The sequence below is a fragment of the Flavobacterium panici genome (genome assembly GCF_903819335.1).
In the GTDB taxonomy this organism is placed as follows: domain Bacteria; phylum Bacteroidota; class Bacteroidia; order Flavobacteriales; family Flavobacteriaceae; genus Flavobacterium; species Flavobacterium panici.
In genome coordinates this window covers 79,003-99,348 of record NZ_CAIJDE010000044.1, presented here as the reverse complement: position 1 = coordinate 99,348, position 20,346 = coordinate 79,003, and the positions used below count along the sequence as shown (strand labels likewise).

The following is a 20,346-nucleotide window of genomic DNA, read 5'->3' as shown; positions in this document are numbered from 1 at the left end:
AAAAAGCTGTTTTTTGACTTAACTATGGCTAAACTAAATAATATTTTTTAATAAACAATGACAAAACCGAAAAAATGTGTTCGTGCACATAAAAAAAGTGTTTTCGAGCACATTTTTTAGAAAAAGTATTATTAAATTCTTATCATTTTCAAATATTTATCTTGTAAGAATTTAAAAATTTGTCTAAAAAATTTTATTATCAATCGAAAACCAAATCATTTATTTTGATATCCATTTAATTAAAAATCGCAGTTAAATGATTTTTTTATTATTTTAAAATCAGCACTTTATTCGATTTAGAATAAAATTTTTATTTAAACTGAGATCGATTTTTGAACGATCATTTTACACTAAATTTTTAATGATTGAGATGAATTTTTCTGCCAATTCATCTGCATTTTTCTGCGACTTACTTTCGGTGTAAATTCTAATGATTGGTTCTGTATTTGATTTTCTCAAATGCACCCATTCTTCGTCAAAATCTATTTTAACTCCATCGATGCAATTCGGATTTTCATTTTTGAATTTTTGAGTGATTTTTTCCAAAATTTCGTCGACATTAATTTTCGGTGTTAACTCAATTTTACTTTTGCTCATGTAATAATCCGGATAACTTTCGCGAAGCGTTTTACATGAAACTTTTTCATTTGCCAAATGCGATAAAAACAACGCCGTTCCAACTAATGAATCTCTCCCGTAATGTGATGACGGATAAATAATTCCACCGTTGCCTTCTCCGCCTATAATGGCATTTGTACTTTTCATTAATTCGACAACATTTACTTCGCCAACCGCACTTGCCTGATATTTTCCGCCATGTTTTAAAGTAATATCACGTAATGCCCTCGAAGAGGATAAATTAGAAACCGTATCCCCTTTTGTTTTCCCCAAAACATAATCGGCGCAAGCGACCAAAGTGTATTCTTCGCCAAACATTGAACCGTCTTCGCAAATAATCGCCAGACGATCAACATCAGGATCAACCACTATTCCGAAATCGGCTTTTTCTGTTACGACCAATTCTGAAATATCTGTCAAATGTTCTTTTAAAGGTTCCGGATTATGCGGAAAATGTCCGTTTGGTTCACAATATAATTTCACGCATTCAACTCCCAATTTTTCCAGTAAACTCGGAATCGCAATTCCGCCCGTAGAATTAACAGCATCAACAACCACTTTGAAATTGGCTTTTTTAATGGCTTCAACATCAACTAAAGCTAATTTTAAAACTTCATCAATATGTTTTTCGATGTAACCTTCTTTCTTTTCGTATTTTCCTAAATCATCGACTTCTGCAAATAGAAAATTTTCATCTTCTGCGATTTTCAGGATTTTTTCTCCTGCTTCAGCATTTAAAAATTCTCCTTTATTGTTTAATAATTTTAAAGCGTTCCATTGTTTCGGATTATGACTTGCTGTGATGATAATTCCACCATCTACTTTATCCAATGTTACGGCAACCTCAACAGTTGGCGTTGTCGACAAACCAATATCAACCACATTAATTCCTAAACCTGTCAACGTATTCGAAACCAGATTACTAATCATTTCTCCCGAAATTCGGGCGTCTCTCCCTATAATTACGGTTAATGATTGATTTGAGTTTTCACTTTTAAGCCACATTCCGTAAGCCGCGGCAAATTTCACCGCATTTACCGGAGTCAAATTTTCATTGACAACCCCGCCAATTGTACCTCGTATTCCTGAAATTGATTTTATTAATGCCATTTTTACTTATTATTATTTTTATTTTTTGCCACAGATTAAAAGGATTAAAATGATTTTTTTTTCCACGACTCGAGCGATAGCGAACAGGCGAAGCAATTGCACGAATTATCACGAATTTAATTTGTGGAAATTTGTGTAATTCGTGGCAAACTATAAACCCATTTTATTAAACTTAGAATCTTAGCATCTCAGAACCTTAGCAACTTAATAATGCCATCTCACGAAAGCCTCCATTGCTGCGTAGCTTGAAAGTCCCATTTGTTGGTAGACTTGTGCGGTTTCACGGTTTCGGTCTTCGGCTCTCTGCCAGAACTCTCTTGAATCTGTTCCCTGAAAAACAACACCGTCTTTTTGTGATTGGTGTTTGAAGATACCGTGGCGTTTTGCCAAAACCTGATCCGGGCTCATTGGAACAGCCATTTCAACTTCGTCAATTCCCCATTCCTGCCAAGCGCCTCTGTATAACCATAACCAGCAGTCGTTCATAAATGGTTTTGGTTTTAAAGCTTTTACAGCTTCAAAAATAGCGTCCAGACAAACTTTGTGCGTACCGTGTGGGTCTGCTAAATCTCCTGCAGCGTAGATTTGATGCGGTTTAATTTTTTCAATTAAATCCATTGTTAATTGAATATCTTCCTGTCCGATTGGTTTCTTCTCGATTGTTCCAGTTTCGTAAAAAGGAAGTTCCATAAAATGAATCTGATCATCAGTTAATCCAACAAAATGGCTTGTTGCTCTCGCTTCACCTTTTCTGATTAGCCCTTTGATGTATCTTACTTCGGGAATATCAATTTCACTGTTCTTTTTATTCTCTAAAAACGTTTGTGCTTTTTTGTAGATGTTATCTGCTTCTTCGCTTTTAATATTGAATTTTTCATTGTAATCAATCACGAATCTTGCAAAACGTAATGCTTCATCATCCGCAACAGCGATATTTCCAGAAGTCTGATAAGCCACGTGAACTTCATGTCCCTGTTCCTGCAGACGCATGAATGTTCCTCCCATACTAATGATATCATCATCAGGATGCGGACTGAAAATCAAGACGCGTTTTTTAGCAGGTTCTGCTCTCTCAGGTCGATTGGTGTCTTCCGCATTTGGTTTTCCTCCAGGCCAGCCTGTAATGGTGTTTTGAAGTTTATTGAATATTTTAATGTTGATGTCGTAAGCAGGGCCAGAATCTGCCAATAAATCGCTCATTCCGTTTTCGATATAATCGGCGTCGGTAAGCATTAAAATTGGTTTTTTAAGATCAAGTGCCAATCCTAAAACTGCTTTTCTGGTTAGTTTATCTGTCCAAACGATTTTTTCAACAAGCCACGGTTTGTTGATTCTTGTTAGTTTTGAAGAAGCTTCTTTATCTAAAATAAAAACAGCATCATCATGTTCTTGCAGGAATGAAGCCGGAACTCTGTTTGTAACTTCATCTTCAACAGATCTTTTTACAATATTTGCTTTTCCTTCTCCCCAAGCCAGTAAAATAACTCTTTTGGCTTCCATAATTTTTTTAACTCCAAGTGTGATTGCTGTTCTCGGTGTATTATTTAATCCAAAGAAATCTTTACTTGCCGCAACTCTTGTAATATGGTCTAAAGCGACTAATCTTGTTTTTGAGTTTTGAAGCGAACCCGATTCGTTAAAACCAATATGCCCGTTTCCACCAATTCCAAGAATCTGAAGGTCGATTCCGCCTAAAGCTTCGATTTTTGCTTCGTATTCGTGGCAGTAATCTGCGATTTGTTCTTTTGTTAAAAGTCCGTCTGGAACATGCGCGTTTTCAGGTAAAATATCAACATGGTCAAACAAAAGTTCTTTCATAAAACGAACGTAACTGTTGATTGAGTTAGGTTCCATTGGATAATATTCATCCAGATTGAAACTGATTACGTTTTTAAAACTTAATCCTTCTTCTTTATGAAGTCTTACTAATTCTGCATACAATCCTTTTGGAGAAGAACCTGTTGCCAAACCTAAAATACAAGGCTTGTTTTCTTTTTGTTTCGACTGGATTAAAGCTGCAATTTCCTGTGCAACGGCTTTTGAAGCTTCACCTGAATTTTCAAAAACAACAGTGTTGATGTTTTCGAAGCGTTTTTCAAAACCGGTTGCTTTGTCTATTTTACTTTTTAACATTGTGGATATTTTTAATATGTTTTTGATTTAATTTTTGAATGCCGTTTGGGTTAAAAAAGGCATGAGTTGAGCTGGAGCAATTCAAATTTGGGTGTTTGAGTGCTTTTTTATTTTTAAATGAAATGTTTGTGTTCTATAAGGTTACTCCCAATCTTGTCATCTCGACGAAGGAGAGATCGCACTAGAAACTCCGCAAACTAAGTCGTCAATCTTTGTCGAGTTTTTTAGTGCGGTTGCTTCGTTCCTCGCAATGACCCTACTTTGGGTTATTTACCATTTCCTGTATTTATGTCCTTTGAATGCAAAAAACACAATCATTAAATAGGCTGGTAATAATATCAAATATGCCAATTGATTTCCGCTTTTTGCTGTTTCGGTAATTCCTGAAGCTGCATTTGAGGTGTTAATTGTATCGGCAAGTAAACCGTAAAATAACGGAAAAACTGCTCCGCCAATAATTCCCATAATTAGAATTGCGCCACCAATTTTTGTATATCCTCCTAAATCCTGAAGCGCCATTGGCCAAATTGCCGGCCAACAAAGTGCGTTTGCTAAACCTAATAAAGCAACTAGAATAATTATAACAGGCAATTGTGGAATTCCCGGCAATTGAACCATAATTTTAGGAGAAAGTATTACGATTAAAGCAACCAAAATAAGTCCTAAAAATCCTGATACTTTTAAGGCAGAAACCTGCGAAACGTATTTTGGAATCAATGTAATTCCTAAAATATATCCGATAACCATAAAAGTCATGGTAAAGGAAGTCAGCTTTAAGTAAAAAGAACCGCTTTCGCCATAAACTCCCAATTGTTTTCCGAATCCGCCGATGGAATCTCCGGCAAGAACTTCTGCAGCGATATAAACCATTAAAGTGATTACGCCAAAAACCAATTGCGGATGTTTGAAGGCTTGTTTTATTTGTTTGAAAATACTTAAATGTTCTACTTGTCCTTCATCGTCTAAATTGATTTCAGGAAGCGGAGAAAATTTTACCAAAACAGCCAAAACCACCATAATCACTGCCATATAAATATACGGAGTTTGTAATTGCAAAGCCAACGCATCTAAAGCACTTTCTTTTTGAACGGAAGTCATAACGGCAATTTTATCGGCAGAATAATCTCCAATATTAGATAAAACCAAAGAAGTCAATAATAACGGAGCCAGAAAACCTGCCAGTTTATTGGCAATTCCTAAAACGCTGATTCTGGCTGCGGCACTTTCGCGCGGACCAATCACAACTACATACGGATTTGCTGCTGTTTGCAAAACGGCTAAACCGGTTCCCATTACGAATAATGCGATTAGGAAAAATCCAAAAGTTCTTGATGCTGCGGCGGGATAAAATAAAAGTGCCCCAACAGCAATTACGCCTAAACCTAATGAAATTCCGTTTTTGTAACCTACTTTTTCGATTAAAAATGAAGATGGAATCGCCATTACAAAATAGGCAATATAAAAGGCAAACGTCACAAAATACGATTGTGATTCGGTTAGTTCGCACGCTAATTTAAAAAATGGAATCAGCGGCCCGTTTAACCAGGTTACGAATCCAAAAATAAAAAACAAAGAGGTTAAAATAACCATGGGAATCAAAGTGCTGTTTTGCTCTTTTTTTAAGGTAAGATCGATTTGTGACATATTTTTGGTTTGTTCTTTGTTAGTAATTTTTAACACATAGAAACATAGATTTGGGCGGTTTAAAAAAGACATTCACTTATTCAAATAAACATAGCTATGTGTGGAACTTGTTTCTTTGGTATTCTTTTTTATACACATTTAAACCTATGTTTCTATGTGCTTAAATATTCTTATGCATTGTATATTTTGATCTAAAAATTATTTACTGACTAATTCCTGATGGTAAAACAGAATGGTTTCTTCTAATGCCTGATCAATTGTGTATTCTGGTTTAAAACCTAACTGATTGAATTTTTCAGGATTAGCTTTTGAATGTTTGATATCGCCGGGTCTTTCATCTAAAAATTTGATCTGCGATTTAGAATTGGTGATTTTTATAATTTTTTCGGCCAGTTCTAAAACCGATGTGCTGTGCCCTAAAGCAACATTATAAGTTTCGCTTCCTTTTTGCGAAGCGAGAATATTCGCTTTTACAACATCTTTCACATAAATAAAATCTCTGGTCTGCGATCCGTCTCCGTAAATGGTTATTGGTTTGTTTTGAAGTGCTTTATTGATAAAAATAGGCACAGCCGCCGCATAAGCCGATTCTGGATTTTGACGCGGGCCAAAAACGTTGAAATATCTTAAAGAAGCTGTTGGAACCTGATATTGATCTAAATACATTTTTAAATAATATTCGCCGTCTAATTTGGTAATCGCGTATGGTGTCATTGGTTCCGGAAACATCGTTTCTACTTTTGGTAAAACCGGATTGTTGCCATAATTGGCTGCCGATGTTGACAATACGACTTTACAAGCTACATTATTTTTTGCTGCTTCGAGAATATTAATCGTTCCTATGGTATTGATTTCGATACATTCTTTGATTTTCAAAAGAGATTCGGGAACGCTTACTAAAGCTGCCAAATGAAAAACACCGCTTGCTCCGCTTATCACTTCATTAACCAAATTTTCGTCTCGAATATCCCCTTTTACAAATTCAACATTTAATCCGTTTAGGTTGTGTTCGAATCCCGTTCTAAGACTATCAAGTATCAAAACTTTATGTCCCTGATTGGATAAATGTTCTGCAATATGGCTTCCTATAAAACCGGCACCTCCGGTAATTACATATTTTTTCATCTTTTTTATTTTAATGATCCTATGAAATTCAAATTATAATCTTCCATTTCCCTGAATTGTTCGGTAAGACTTTCAATTAACTTAAATTGGTTTCTTGAACGATCTAAATTATGTTCGGGATATTCTGTTTTATAATACACATCATCATTTAGGAAATCCGTTAAAAAACGCAAAGCCATTATAAAAGTCATAGTTTTTGCGCCAAGCGGAAGATATTTTATTTCTAATGTTGAAAGCGATGAATTTGTCTTCTCTAAAAAGCCTTTTACATACGCTTTGTAAAACTCTAAATTGAAATTTACCAAATCGAGATTTTGTTCGTCTTCGGCTGCTGTGTTGCAGATTGTTCTGATCGCATCTCCAAAATCATAATGAATAATTCCCGGCATAACGGTATCTGTATCAATCACACAAAGTCCTTTTTTATTTTGGTCAAAAAGTGCGTTGGAGATTTTTGTATCGTTGTGCGTAACTCTAAGTTTGATTTTTTTGGCGTCTTTTAAATTTTGAAGAATATGCATTTCCTCTTTTAAATCCTGAACATTTTGAATTAAGATTTTTGCCTGCTCAATTCTTTGTTCTGAAGCTTCTTTTAAAGCAGTATCAAACTGCGAATAACGAAACGCCATATTATGAAAATTCGGAATTACTTCTGTCAATTTTCTGGCGTCGAAATCGCTTGTCAGGTTTAAAAATTCGCCGAAAAGCTTTCCGCCTTCGTATGCAATTTCTTGGTTGTTTACGGTTTCAAAAGTCAAACTTCCTTCAATATAAACCATTACATTCCAGAAATTTCCATCTTTGTCCTGATAATAAAAAATGCCTTTTTTTGTTCCGATGAAAGTTAAAACCCTGCGCTTTAATTCAGCTTCAGATAAATTTTTTAATTTTTTCTGTAAATGTTTACTAACGCTTACTTTATTGGCAATTAATCCCGGAACATCTTTAAAAACACCTTCGTTAATACGCTGTAAAATAAATTGTTTACCACTTTGAGTCGTTAGTAAATACGTGTCATTAATATGACCGGAAGACAGTTCTTCGAAGGTTTTAAAAACCTCGATATGGTCAAACTGTTCGAATATAAATTTTAGTTGTTCGGCTGTCATATTACCAAAGATTTGTTGGATAAACTTTTTGCGCTCTTAACTTTTCAATTTCTTTTTTTACTATTTCTTTATCCTCTTTATAGGTTACTCCAAACCATTTTGCATTGGACTGAAGTACTTCGACAGACGCATTATCTGATTTTAAAATCTCATTTACGACAGATGTAATAAAAAACTCGGCTTTTAAATCGTGTTCGTTTTCTTTTAGGAATTGCTCAAAAAGTGCACCTCCAAATTCAAAACATTTTGGTGTAAAGCCCCAAAAATTCATAGAAACGATTGTATTTTCATCAATAGGAATAAATGCTCCGTTATCGTCTTTACGCATTAATTTCCCGTCTATTTTTTCGATATGCGTACGTTCAGTAACATCCGTCAAGTAATTATTTTCATCAACCTGACATTCACCTCTGGAAACAAAGCCATGATCTGAAACGGTATTTTTTAAAAGATATGCCATCATATTAAAATTGTATGATTCTTTATCTAATTCTGTCAAGGCTTTTGCCATGATTTCAAAAGCTTCTTTTCCGTAAAAATCATCGGCGTTTATGATGGCGAAATTTTCGGTTACTTCATCTTTTGCCATTAAAAGTGCGTGTCCCGTTCCCCACGGCTTTTTTCTTTCGGGATTTAAGTATTGCGGCGGTACATTTTCAATTTCCTGAAAAACATATCCTACCTCAGCTTTTCCTTCTAATTTTTTATTGAATATCTCTTTGCACTCTTCTTCGATGTTTTTACTTATAATAAATACAAATTTTCCAAAACCTGCCTGCAATGCATCATATATCGAAAAATCCATAATGGTATCTCCTTCGGGCGTAAATGTATCTAACTGTTTTAATCCTCCATATCGACTTCCAATACCTGCCGCCAGGATCACGAGAGTAGGTTTACTTTTGCTCATTTAAATAGTATTATTAGTTGGTTATTATTTTTAAGGTTTTTGGTCGTTTTTCGGCTTTTCAAAATGATTCTGACAAAGCGATTATTTTGCAATTTTTAGATATTGAAAATTTCTCTTATAAATTGAAAAATAAATATTAATCTAACAATTATATCGTTAATATGATGCGTAATGTGATTAATATTCGGCTAAAGTATATATTAATATTTTATAAAAAAAGAAAATTGTGTTAAAATGTGCTCGAACACAATAAAAATGTTTTCGAACACATGTAATTTAATATTTTCTCATATTTGATTTTTATATATATTTGTTTCTATATGGATAAGATTTATACAATTAAGGATATTGCAGAACTTGCAGGAGTTTCAAAAGGGACTGTTGACCGTGTTTTGCATAAAAGAGGAAAAGTGTCTGAAGATGCCCTGAAAAAGGTGAATGAAGTTCTGGACAGAATTGATTATCAGCCTAATTTAATGGCACGAAGTTTAAAGAAAACGCAGATTTACTCTATTTGTGTCCTTATTCCTGATTCTGCAAACGATCCGTATTGGCAGCCTTGTATTGATGGTATAAACGATGCCAAAAAAGAGTTTAAATCTTTTAACGTAAAAGTGGAGATTTTCCTGTTTGATCCTACAAGTACGGCTTCTTTTGTAGAAACGAATCAAAACGTATTAAATTCTTCTCCAGATGCGGTTTTGCTTGTGCCGTTATTCCATAAAGAAGCTCTTGACGCTATTGAAACTTATAATTCTAAAGGTATTATTTCGAGTATTTTTAATAATCAGCTTAAATCGAGTGCGATAAAAAGTTTTGTTGGACAGGATTTATTTCAAAGCGGAAGAATTGCTGCACGTTTATTAGATTTATTGATTAAGAAAGGTACAATCGCAATTGTTCATATTGATGAAGATTACGAAAATGCCATTCACATGCAGGAAAAAGAGAAAGGTTTTAGAGATTATTTTGAAAATCTGGAAACCGGAAAATTCGAAATTAAAACCTTTAAAGTAAAACATCCTCAATTTAAAACTACTTTAAAAGAATATCTGGAATCAAATCCAGCTATTGAAGGTCTTTTTGTAACGACTTCTAAAGCGTATCAGGTTGCAAAAATTATTGCCAAAAATCCTGAAAAGAAAATCGCGCTTGTGGGTTATGATTTATTAGAGAATAATCTGGAATATCTGAACAATAAAACGATAGATTTTTTGATTCACCAAAACCCGAAACGTCAGGCTTATTTAGGAACTACAAGTTTGATTGAGCATTTTATTTTTGAAAAAGAAATTAGTCCCGAAAAATTACTTCCAATTGATATTGTAAATACGGAGAACGCTAAGGATTACTTTTTATAGGTTCTTTGCGGGTATTTTATTTAAACACATAGAGACATAGATTTTGTTACGCTTAAAAAAGGCGTTTCACTTGCATTAACAAACATAGATCTCAAAGTTTGTCATTCCGAGGAACGAGGAATCTTCACAAGAAACTCTACAAAGATTGGCGATTCTTCATGCGAAGTTACTTACGAAGATTCCTCGTTCCTCGGAATGACAAGATTGTGTAGAAAAGCTATGTGCATTAATGCAAGTGAAACGCCTTTTTTAAACGCACAGAAAAGCTATGTCTCTATGTGTTTAAAATATCCACCAAAGATTGGCAAATATAGCCCGCGGTTTCAACCGTGGGAAACGAGTTATGATAATTTATTGTGCTCTCATTGTGTTCCAGTGGTTGAAACCACTGGCTATGTTTTATGTAGCTAAACCTAAAGTTAAAGTGCTAAAAGTACTTCCTCGGAATGACAAGATTGTGTAGAAAAGCTATGTGTATTAATGCAAGTGAAACGCCTTTTTAAACGCATAGAAAAGCTATGTCTCTATGTATTTAAAATATCCACCAAAGATTGGCAAATATAGCCCGCGGTTTCAACCGTGGGAAACGAGTTATGATAATTTAATGTGCTCTCATTGTGTTCCAGTGGTTGAAACCACTGGCTATGTTTTATATAGCTAGCCTAAAGTTAAAGTACCAAAAGTACTTCCTCGGAATGACAAGATTGTGTAGAAAAGCTATGTACATTAATTCAAGTGAAACGCCTTTTTTAAACGCACAGAAAAGCTATGTCTCTATGTGTTTAAAATATCCACCAAAGATTGGCAAATATAGCCCGCGGTTTCAACCGTGGGAAACGAGTTATAATAATTTATTGTGCTCTCATTGCGCTCCAGTGTTTGAAACCACTGGCTATGTTTTTTATAGCTAGCCTAAAGTCAAAGTTCCAAAAGAACTGGCAATATGAAAATTAGGAGTTTCCGTATTTGGATTTACCCACGTAATCCAGGTTGGTTCAAATAATTTATTTTCCTGTTTGATGTATTTTGCTCTGAAAATTCCGGCTTCAATAACGTTGTCTTTTATTAAATGAAAGTTTTTCAGCGATTGAATGCTGATGGCGAATTCTACAATAAAATGATCGCTTTTTATACTTGATTTTACCGACAGATTATTTTCCGGCCAATTCCAGTCAAAATCAAATTTCTTTTTAGGAGAAGCAATAAAATCCATGATTCTTGGTGTAGGATCAATTTCCAGACAATAATACGGATTTAGGTTTTCATCTGTTCTAAAGAAAATCTCAACTCGGTCTGATTCTCCAATACTGTCAATTGAATCATCTTGTCTGTCAATGTGAATGCTATCATCGTAAACCTTGTAGCAGAAATAAATATTCTCCGTATCCCATAACGATCTGAATTCTATTTTTTCAGGTTCTAAATCACTCCAGGGCGAAGTAAAATCGATTAATGTTTCTGCTTTATCCCAAAAGGGATTATCACCCAAACCATTTATTTGTAAAATGTTTTTCTCGATTCGGTTTACATTGTAATTTTTCATTCTAAAAAGGTACGGAATTTTGAAAAAAATAGAAAGGAGCAAAAGAAAAAATTCTTCTGCTCCTCAATAGTATTATTTTAAGTAAATTTTATTGTGCGTTATTTCGTTATCGGCATTAATTTGAAGAATTATTAATTGTGAATTGACCTTCAAACTTGAAATATTAATTCTTGCTGATTCAACCGAACTGAAATCTTGTTTTAAAAGTTCTCTTCCGTTTAAATCTAATAAAATTATATGGGCTGAATTGACGCTTTTTCCGAAATTAATATTGATTTCATCTGAAGCCGGATTTGGGAAAACAGAAAAGCTTGGGGCAATTTGTTCTTCAGCAACTACTGTAGTTGCAGCTTTTTTAGAGGTCGATCCTGTCTGTAATTCAGAACATCCAATATCGATTCTTCCGTTTCTTTTACGAATATCATCATCAAAATCTAAAGTTCCCGAATTAGTCGAACTATAAGTTGGATCACCTTTATCTGTCGCAAAAGCTCCCGAAGCCAGCGTAAAATTAAAAGCAGCAGCGTTTGTAAATCCTGGTAAACCAACTACAGAATTTACGTCTTGTCCGGTTGCTGTGGCAAACTGTGCCGCATTATACGATCCGGTTGTTGAACTTCCGTTAAAACTTGTTCCTGTTAAATCGATGATAAAATCGGTATTTGTTTCTCTGTAATATAAATTATAGTTTGAAACAAAACTTGAAATCGTGTATCCGTAAGAAGCTAAAAATGCTTTTTTACCCGTTGTCGCATACATAATATTGTTTTTGTATGTAATTCCCGAACTGTTTTGAAAATGCACTTCACCTCCGTAAATATCGGCTAATGTAGAAACTGCAGTTCCCTGAATTGTAGTAACTCCGTTAATCGTTGCTCCGGTTCTGTTTTTGTAAAAAGTATTATTGAAGATTTTGGTATTTCCCACACTTGTAGTATAACCAGATCCGTTAACACCTCCAAAAATTGCTCCTGTGATTACATTGTTATAAACCGAATTGTTGTTGACAATATGTCCTGTAGAAAGACCTCCGTTTCCGGTTGAAGTATTTTGTTCTGCACCAACAGAAAGTCCTACTCCACAATTGAAAACTTCATTTCTTTGTACCGTACAATTTAAAGCACCGTCTACATAAATACCCGCGCTATTGGCAACAGCACTCATACAATTAAAAACTTCATTGGAAGCAATGATACCGTTTCGCGCCTGATTATTGCTTGCTGCTCCGGTTGATAAATAATTTCCTGCGGCCACAATTCCAATATTCGCAATGTCATAAACCGTATTTCCAGAAACCGAAAATCCGTTTACGTTTCCAGTTACGGTTACAGCTTCTCCCCAGCCTGTTGCGCAATTTGCAACTTCATTAGTTTCGATTTTTACGTTTGTAATGGCATATGTTCCGTTTCCTCCGTCGACTTTTATGGCATTGGTAACAATACCGCTGTTTGCAGGAATCGCCGAAAGATTATTGCTAATCCAGCCGATATTTTTAACAATACAATTTTTGATTGTAATGTTATTCAAATTGGCTGTTGCACCAGAATTGGCTAAAATCCAGATTCCTTTACTTCCGTTTCCAATTTTGTTCGAAATCGTTAAACCATCTATAGTAACATTGCTTGTATTCACAATTCCTAAAACATACGTATCAGTACTTGTCCATCCTGAAGCATTTACAACAACGGCACCAGATCCGCTTTTTTGAATGGTTAATGGCTTTCCAACAAAAATTGGTCCCGTTACGGCATACGTTCCGGAAAGCACTAAAACTGTTCCTCCAGATGGCGCGGCCTGAACTCCTTTTACAATGGTTTTATACGGCAGCGCAGCGGTTCCCGTACCTGTTGTATCGTTTCCTGTTGTTGATACATAGGTTTGCGAAAAACCTTGTACAAAACACATTAAAATAAAAAATGTAATTTTCTTGACTTTCATAATTTTGATATTTTGGGTTAACAACTAAAAAAAATTATAGATAGAATATTGCAATATTTTCTATTTCAAATAAGCCGCTTCTGCCTTTCAATTTTAGAACTAAAAACATCAATTTAATGTTCTATTTTGTTCTTTTTGAATCACATAAAAAAGCTTATTTCTGACTAAAGTAAATATTGTATTGTAATTTGCAAGAAAATAATTAGAAAAAATGTGTTCGAACACAAAATTTTAATATTTTGAAAGTTTTTTAGTACAGGTTTTTGACTTATTTTGACAAAACATTAAATGTGTTTGAGCACAAATAAATATTATACTACAAATAATATTGTGTTTAAATTTTAAAACCAAAAAAGATGCCTTTAAAATTGAGTTTTTAAAGGCATCTTTTTATAGTAATTTTGAAGCTTAGTTTTTCAATCTGTATTTATTGAAAATGATAAAAACGATACCCACAATTGCAAGCAAAGAGATGTTTGCTAATCCTAATAAAAACTGACTTTTTACAGCGTATATATTCACAAAACTATAGCTAAAAAGAGCACTTACCATATAAGCTCCTCCGCCGGTTAATCCGCTGGCAACTCCGGCATTTTTAGAGAATCGGCTTAAACAATAACCCAAAACAATATTGTATATAAAACCGCCGCAGATATTCAGTCCCATTGTAAAAATGACCAAAGTGTAAATATTACTTTCTAAAGAAGAAGTAAAAATCATCAACAAAGCCAAAATCAGCTGAATGGTTATGGCTGTTCCCACTTTTTTTGCCAAAGGTTTTTTGATCATCGATTTTGCCGTGATTCCGCCAATCATAACAGACAATCCAGATAATAAAGCGCTGTAACCTGTTGTTATTGCCGAATATCCAAAAATACGTTCTATGATAAACGGACTGGTTAAATTGAACATAATAACGATCGCAAAAGTGATTCCCAGAATTACGAACCCTAAAGTAAAATCAACCGATTTCAGCATGTTTGAATACGTATTGGTAATGGCTTTAAATTTAAACGGATGCAGTTCTTTTATGGTTTCTCCACTATGGCGAAGTTCTAAAAGTAACATAAGCAGTGATAATCCGCCAAGGAAATAGAAATTAGATTTCCAGCCGAAACTATGTTCCAGGTATCCGCCTAAAAATGGAGCCATAATTGGCGCGCTGGCCCAAATGATAGAAAACAAACTAATGTAACTTTTTAATTTATCACCTTTAAATAAATCGACAAAATAAGCACGTTTTGCAATTACAATAAAAGCAATCGCAATTCCCTGAATAATACGCATGGCATAGATTACATAAATATCCGGAACGAGCGCAATAACAAAACTGGCTGCTGAGAACACGGCAAGCGATGCAATGCTGATTTTAAAACGTCCAAAACTGTCTAATATACTGCCAATAAAAATTTGGCTTATGCCGAGGCTGAACATAAAAAATACTAATGTAAGCTGAATGGCCGATGCCGAAACATTCAAATCTTTTGCCATTGCAGGAAGCGAAGGCAGATAAATATCTGTTGCAAATCCTGATAACGGAATTAAGGCTAAAGCCAATATGGTACTGAATCCTTTGTGATCCTCTTTTAAATTTCTCATTCTAATTATTAATTTATTTATTACAAAATAGACCAATCGGTCTAAAATACTTTAAAAAAAATATGTTAGATAACATATCTTTCAAATTCATTTTTTAAGATTTCTAAAACAACTTCCATTTGGTTGTTGTTATCAAAAACTTTTCGGCATAAAATAGCGCCTTCTATCATCGAAAATGCCATTATAGCAAATTTTTCAGGGTTGATTTCTGCCAAAAGTTCTTTGTTTTCAATTCCCAATTCAATTATATCCGTATATCTTTTATGCGCTGAGAGAATAGCTTTTTTTACCTGTTCTTTTATAGCTGGGTTTGTATCATCTGCTTCAATTCCAAAATTTAAAATTGGACAGCCGTCGGTCATGTTATCTTTATTTTCATAAACAGCCAATAATTTATAAAGCTTTTCTTTTGCTGTTTTTCCCTGCGAAACCGCATTATCTAATTTGGCCGCTAACTGCGATCTTAAATACAAAAACGATTCTTTACAAATTTCTTCTTTGCTTTCAAAGTTTCCGTAAATACCGCCTTTTGCCAGCTTTGTCGCTTCCATAATGTCGCTTAAAGAAGTTCCGGCCATTCCTTTTTTATTGATAATCGCAGCCGATTTTTCAATAATAAACTGTTTTGTACGTTCTGCTTTACTCATAATCTTTTTCATTTTGACACTGCAAATTTAGACCGATCGGTCTAAATTTGCAAGCTTTTTTTAATTTATTTTTCATAAATCATTAAAAGTCAAGTAAAATCAAGGGTTTGTATTTCTGTTTTAAAAGAGAAAACGAAGCAATTATTAAAGAAAATAATCCAGTTTTAATTTTTCAAAAGCAATTTTATCGGTAGGAAGAACGAGCGGACAAGCCTCTGAATTAATATCAAACCATTCTAATTTTTCGATAGTTGGAATTTGAACATCTAATTCTTCAATATTTAAAATCTTAACCTGATAATAAATAGTAAAGATCTGCCTGTTATCTTTCATTCTGGAAACTATAAAATTTTCTTGTGTGTAAATATGTTTTACAACTTCTATTTTTAAGTTTAGTTCTTCCATAAATTCTCTGTGCAGACAATCAATTGTTCCTTCGCCAAATTCAAGTCCGCCGCCCGGCAGTTTGCAAATATGTGATCCGGCATAGCTTTCGTGCAGCGCTAAAACTTTGTTATCATTTACACAAAACGCATAGACTCTGACATTAAATCCAATTAATTCGCTCATAAAGTTTTAATTAACAACTTGTCGTTTTACAAAAATAAGCAATTGATCGCCTGCTGTTGAATAATATCTATTTAAAAAATAAATAGTAACTTTTCATGCTTTTTATTCAAACCTCAGCTTCCATTATGACAACCGACATTATAGAATTACATGATTGTATTGTTTTAGTAGAGCAATCTAATACGACTAAAACTATAGTCCAGAAATGCGAAATTGACGGTGATGCCGTGGGTTTTGCTTTTTATGGTTCGGGCAATGTTGAGCTGGAAATCAAGCATAATAATCAGACGAAATATTTGATGAATACGACGGGTTTGGCAATTTGTTTCTTCGGAAATCAAAAAGTCGAATTCTCGCATAAAATTGAACCAGATAAACCTTTGCAGTCCATTAGTATTTTTACAAAACTGAAAAACCTGAATTCGCTTCCGCAGGCAGAAAGGGAGATTTTCGAAAATTACCTGCCACAGTTATTAAACCCGAAAGAGCATTTTGTAAAAGGCCCTTCTTTTTATATGACACTTGAAATGCAATTGGCGGTTCAAAAAATCTTTAATACATCTTATACCGGAAATACACGTTTCCTGTTTTTAAAAAGTCAGATCAATGAACTTTTGGCGCATTTCTACGGACTTTTAGCTTCTGATAAAAAATCGGAATTATCAGAGATTGATAAAAACAAACTTTTTCAGGCTAAGGAAATTGTAACAACGCATTATTCTACGCCTCCTTCGATTACGCAATTATCGCAAATGGTGGGTTTAAACAGTAATAAACTGAAGAAGAATTTTAAAGAGCTTTTTGGGATTCCGGTTTTTAAATATGTTCAGGAAGAACGGTTGAACAAAGCGTATGAATTACTCCGCGAAAGCGAAAAAACAGTTCAGGAATCGGCTTGGGAAGTTGGGTATGAAAGTTTGAGTTCGTTTTCGAATGCTTTTCATAAAAAATTCGGAATGCGCCCGAATGATGTAAAACAGCAATTCTTTTCAAACAAATCATAATTCTTTTACGACAAATGATTCTTTTTTAATCGAAGCAACTTTGTATCAGTAATCATTTAAAAAGATATTGATATGAAAACCAAAATTTTAGTTCTGGGTTCTACCGGAAAAACAGGAAGCAGAGTTGCTGCAAGATTAGAAAACAATGCTGAAGTTGAACTTCGTTTAGGTTCACGAAATGAGAAAATTCCATTTGATTGGGAAAAACCAGAAACCTGGGAAAATGTTGTAAAAGATATTGATACGGTTTACATCACTTTTCAGCCAGATTTAGCAGTTCCTTTTGCTGCAAATGCGATAGAAAATTTCACCAATATTGCCACAAAATCAGGCGTTCAAAAAATAGTTTTACTTTCTGGAAGAGGCGAACAAGAAGCGCAGGTTTGCGAAGAAATCGTAAAGAAAAATGCTAAAAACTGGACGATTATCCGTGCCAGCTGGTTCAACCAAAACTTTAGCGAAAGTTTCTTTTTAGATCCAATTTTGTACGGAATTGTTGCTTTACCAAGAGCCGAAGCACTTGAACCTTTTACAGATGCTGATGATATTGCCGATGTTGTGACAGCTGCACTTTTAGACGAAAGTCATAACGGAAAAACGTATGAACTAACCGGTCCAAGATTATTGACTTTTAAAGATGCGGTTAACGAAATTGCCCATGCAAGCGGCAGGAATATTAGTTTTCAAGGTTTGAGTTTAGAAGAATATACGCAAATGCTTAAAGAATATCAAATTCCTGATGATCACATTTGGCTTGTAAATTATCTTTTTGAACAGGTTTTAGACGGAAGAAATTCGAGTGTGACTTTTGATATTGAAAAAGTTTTGGGCAGAAAAGCAAAAGATTTTAACGCTTACGCAAAAGAAACAGCCAAAACCGGAATTTGGAATCCTGAAAATTAAAAAGATGAAATATATAAGAGCCATTTTTTCGGAAATTTTGGTTTGGTTTGCCGTTAGTATTTCTTTTTATATTTTAGAACAAATTCCTGTTGTAAAAGATTCCTTTTTTGAGCAGTCGGTTATTGTGGCGATCTCTATTGTATTTTTTGCCATTGGCGCGGCGAAGTTTTATTATCTGAAAAATTATAAAATGAGCGGTTTAAAACTCGGAATTATAATGTCGCTTACGGCTTTGTTTCTGGATATAATTATTACGGTTCCTTTTGTTGAAATTCCAAACGGACGAAATTACGAGAGCTTTTTTACGAGTCCAATTTTATGGATTTTGGCTTTTGTAAATGCGGTTTCTGTTTTTCTTTGGCGAAAGCTAAATAAAAATGTGGTTTAATTTTAAAGTATATTGTTTGGGAAATAAAAAATGGAAGGATCGCATTTATATCTTTCCATTTTTTGTGTCGTTTTTTATTAATTCAAGTTGCTGGTTTAATAAATAAATTAGCTCTAAAAGAAGTTTAATCCCTACGGGATATTTTTTCTGTTAGATTTTATTATTCTACTACCAATATTTAACTCCTAACGGAGTAATAAAAAATATCTCGGAGAGATTACATATTGGTAGAAATCAATTTATTTATGTCAATTTTTGTCCCGTAGGGACTACTACTACCTATTTAAATCCTAACGCAGTAACAAAAAAATATCTCGGAGAGATTACATATTGGTAGAAATCAATTAATTTATGTCAATTTTTGTCCCGTAGGGACTATATTTTATTAACTAGCAACTTAAAAAATTAATTAATGTTCTTTAAGGAACATGGTATCAATTTCATCTAAAAATTCAAACTCATTCATGGGAAAAAGCTGGTGCACGACTTCTAAAATTAATGGCAAATTAATTGCTGTTGTTCTATCGGTTTCTGAAATTTTGTGTACATTATTTTCAAGTCCCAAAATACAGAGTTTTAGCATGTCGTTAATCGTGCATCCAAGTTCATAATAACTGGAAAATTTAACCTGTGCAATGTAATTTTCATCTTTGTTATTAGCCGTTTTGATAGTATTGAAATAAGAGCACATTAATTTTCTAAATTTCTCTTCATTTTCCATTTCATTTTTTTCCATAGTTATGTTACTTGTTTTTATTTAAACAATAATTTTTTAGTAATTTCTTTATTTTATTATATAAGAAAAATCGTATTTTTACTATTCGCAATTAACTAACAGATTTTATCGTAATCAACAAATGATAATTGTTTACTACAAAGTATTTTTGTTTTTTACAACGATCAAAAAAATTTAATAATTTTTAGATATCTTTGAGCTATGACTACAACAGCAAAACCAAAACATATTGGCAGAAACATAAGCCGAATTAGAGAGCTTAGAGGTATGAAACAGGAAGCGCTTGCTTTTGCAATTGGTGTTACCCAGCAAACAGTATCAAATATTGAAGGAAGCGAAACCATTGATGAAATTCTTTTAGAAAAAATTTCTAATATCCTAAATGTATCATCAGAAGGAATTAGACAATTTAGTGAAGAAACGGTTTTTAACATTATCAATAATACATTTACTGATAGCAGTTCAAATAACAATAACTATTTATGTTCGATAAATCCATTGGAAAAAATTCTTGAATTACATGAACGGTTATTACAATCTGAAAAAGATAAAGTTGAGTATTTAGAAAAATTACTTAAATTGAAATAAGTATCGATTTACTAAAATAATAAAGAGGCTGTCTCGACTTTGAGACAGCCTCTTTATTATTTTACATGTTTCTTTGTTCTGTAGGAACATTTCATTGGTAGAAAATTATATTGTTATAATGGTTTTACGTTCCGTAGGAACGTCTGATTCACATTTTTTTTAATAATCTGAATTATCAAACGTTCCTACGGAACGCAAATGCGGCTGTTCACTATTTTTTTCTACCTGCGAAACATTCCTATGGAATGATAAATCGAATATCAAAAAGTGACCAATTAAGTCACTAAAAAAAACAAAATAATTATAGAAAAAGAGGCTGTCTCGACTTTGAGACAGCCTCTTTATTATTTTACATCTTACTTTTTTCCGTAGTAACATTTCATCGGTAGAAAAATTATATTGTTATAATGGATTACGTTC

17 protein-coding genes are annotated in these 20,346 nt (G+C 33.7%); 5 read left to right on the top strand and 12 right to left on the bottom strand.

Features of this window, described 5'->3' with window-relative positions; translation table 11 throughout:
* Positions 1-345: 345 nt before the first annotated feature.
* The 6 genes from glmM to FLAPXU55_RS12960 form a co-directional block, all read right to left on the bottom strand.
* Positions 346-1,728: a phosphoglucosamine mutase gene (glmM, locus tag FLAPXU55_RS12985; RefSeq protein WP_180858130.1), complete on the bottom strand. Its 1,383-nt coding sequence runs from the start codon at positions 1,726-1,728 to the stop codon at positions 346-348.
* A 204-nt stretch (positions 1,729-1,932) separates the two neighbouring features.
* Positions 1,933-3,861, bottom strand: a complete 1,929-nt coding sequence (nagB, locus tag FLAPXU55_RS12980; protein WP_180858128.1) for a glucosamine-6-phosphate deaminase — start codon at positions 3,859-3,861, stop codon at positions 1,933-1,935.
* Between the two features lie 270 nt (positions 3,862-4,131).
* The gene (locus FLAPXU55_RS12975) at positions 4,132-5,505 is read right to left on the bottom strand and encodes a sugar MFS transporter (protein ID WP_235992046.1); all 1,374 of its coding nucleotides are present in this window, start codon (positions 5,503-5,505) and stop codon (positions 4,132-4,134) included.
* A 198-nt stretch (positions 5,506-5,703) separates the two neighbouring features.
* Positions 5,704-6,630 carry an NAD-dependent epimerase/dehydratase family protein gene (locus FLAPXU55_RS12970; protein WP_180858126.1) on the bottom strand — a complete coding sequence of 309 codons (927 nt, stop codon included), beginning with the start codon at positions 6,628-6,630 and terminating at the stop codon, positions 5,704-5,706.
* A gap of 5 nt (positions 6,631-6,635) precedes the next feature.
* Positions 6,636-7,739 carry a phosphotransferase enzyme family protein gene (locus FLAPXU55_RS12965; protein ID WP_180858124.1) on the bottom strand — a complete coding sequence of 368 codons (1,104 nt, stop codon included), beginning with the start codon at positions 7,737-7,739 and terminating at the stop codon, positions 6,636-6,638.
* A gap of 1 nt (position 7,740) precedes the next feature.
* A complete protein-coding gene (locus FLAPXU55_RS12960; protein WP_053473962.1) occupies positions 7,741-8,649 on the bottom strand; it encodes a sugar phosphate nucleotidyltransferase in 909 nt (302 codons plus the stop codon).
* Between the two features lie 320 nt (positions 8,650-8,969).
* Here FLAPXU55_RS12960 and FLAPXU55_RS12955 point away from each other — a divergent pair, with 320 nt between their 5' ends.
* Positions 8,970-10,010 (top strand): LacI family DNA-binding transcriptional regulator, encoded by a 1,041-nt coding sequence (locus tag FLAPXU55_RS12955; RefSeq protein ID WP_180858122.1) that lies wholly within the window; start codon positions 8,970-8,972, stop codon positions 10,008-10,010.
* A 907-nt stretch (positions 10,011-10,917) separates the two neighbouring features.
* Here FLAPXU55_RS12955 and FLAPXU55_RS12950 read toward each other — a convergent pair.
* The 5 genes from FLAPXU55_RS12950 to FLAPXU55_RS12930 all read right to left on the bottom strand — a co-directional run bounded on the left by FLAPXU55_RS12950 (position 10,918) and on the right by FLAPXU55_RS12930 (position 16,307).
* Entirely contained in the window at positions 10,918-11,553 is a 636-nt protein-coding gene (locus FLAPXU55_RS12950) for a carbohydrate-binding family 9-like protein (RefSeq protein WP_180858120.1), read from the bottom strand.
* A gap of 72 nt (positions 11,554-11,625) precedes the next feature.
* A complete protein-coding gene (locus FLAPXU55_RS12945; protein ID WP_180858118.1) occupies positions 11,626-13,491 on the bottom strand; it encodes a T9SS type A sorting domain-containing protein in 1,866 nt (621 codons plus the stop codon).
* A 408-nt stretch (positions 13,492-13,899) separates the two neighbouring features.
* Positions 13,900-15,090, bottom strand: coding sequence for an MFS transporter (locus tag FLAPXU55_RS12940; RefSeq protein ID WP_180858116.1), 1,191 nt, complete (start codon positions 15,088-15,090; stop codon positions 13,900-13,902).
* 65 nt (positions 15,091-15,155) lie between these two features.
* Positions 15,156-15,737, bottom strand: coding sequence for a TetR/AcrR family transcriptional regulator (locus FLAPXU55_RS12935; protein ID WP_180858114.1), 582 nt, complete (start codon positions 15,735-15,737; stop codon positions 15,156-15,158).
* A 144-nt stretch (positions 15,738-15,881) separates the two neighbouring features.
* Positions 15,882-16,307 carry an NUDIX domain-containing protein gene (locus FLAPXU55_RS12930; RefSeq protein WP_180858112.1) on the bottom strand — a complete coding sequence of 142 codons (426 nt, stop codon included), beginning with the start codon at positions 16,305-16,307 and terminating at the stop codon, positions 15,882-15,884.
* Between the two features lie 95 nt (positions 16,308-16,402).
* Between FLAPXU55_RS12930 and FLAPXU55_RS12925 the strand changes: the two genes are divergently transcribed.
* The 3 genes from FLAPXU55_RS12925 to FLAPXU55_RS12915 all read left to right on the top strand — a co-directional run bounded on the left by FLAPXU55_RS12925 (position 16,403) and on the right by FLAPXU55_RS12915 (position 18,602).
* Positions 16,403-17,311, top strand: coding sequence for a helix-turn-helix domain-containing protein (locus FLAPXU55_RS12925; RefSeq protein ID WP_235992045.1), 909 nt, complete (start codon positions 16,403-16,405; stop codon positions 17,309-17,311).
* A 72-nt stretch (positions 17,312-17,383) separates the two neighbouring features.
* Positions 17,384-18,214 carry a Rossmann-fold NAD(P)-binding domain-containing protein gene (locus FLAPXU55_RS12920; protein ID WP_180858108.1) on the top strand — a complete coding sequence of 277 codons (831 nt, stop codon included), beginning with the start codon at positions 17,384-17,386 and terminating at the stop codon, positions 18,212-18,214.
* A gap of 4 nt (positions 18,215-18,218) precedes the next feature.
* Entirely contained in the window at positions 18,219-18,602 is a 384-nt protein-coding gene (locus FLAPXU55_RS12915) for a DUF5367 family protein (RefSeq protein ID WP_180858106.1), read from the top strand.
* A gap of 409 nt (positions 18,603-19,011) precedes the next feature.
* On the opposite strand, the gene FLAPXU55_RS12910 is transcribed toward FLAPXU55_RS12915, so the two are convergent.
* Positions 19,012-19,338 (bottom strand): hypothetical protein, encoded by a 327-nt coding sequence (locus tag FLAPXU55_RS12910; RefSeq protein WP_180858104.1) that lies wholly within the window; start codon positions 19,336-19,338, stop codon positions 19,012-19,014.
* Between the two features lie 201 nt (positions 19,339-19,539).
* Here FLAPXU55_RS12910 and FLAPXU55_RS12905 point away from each other — a divergent pair, with 201 nt between their 5' ends.
* Positions 19,540-19,926 (top strand): helix-turn-helix domain-containing protein, encoded by a 387-nt coding sequence (locus FLAPXU55_RS12905; RefSeq protein WP_180858103.1) that lies wholly within the window; start codon positions 19,540-19,542, stop codon positions 19,924-19,926.
* Positions 19,927-20,346 lie beyond the last annotated feature (420 nt).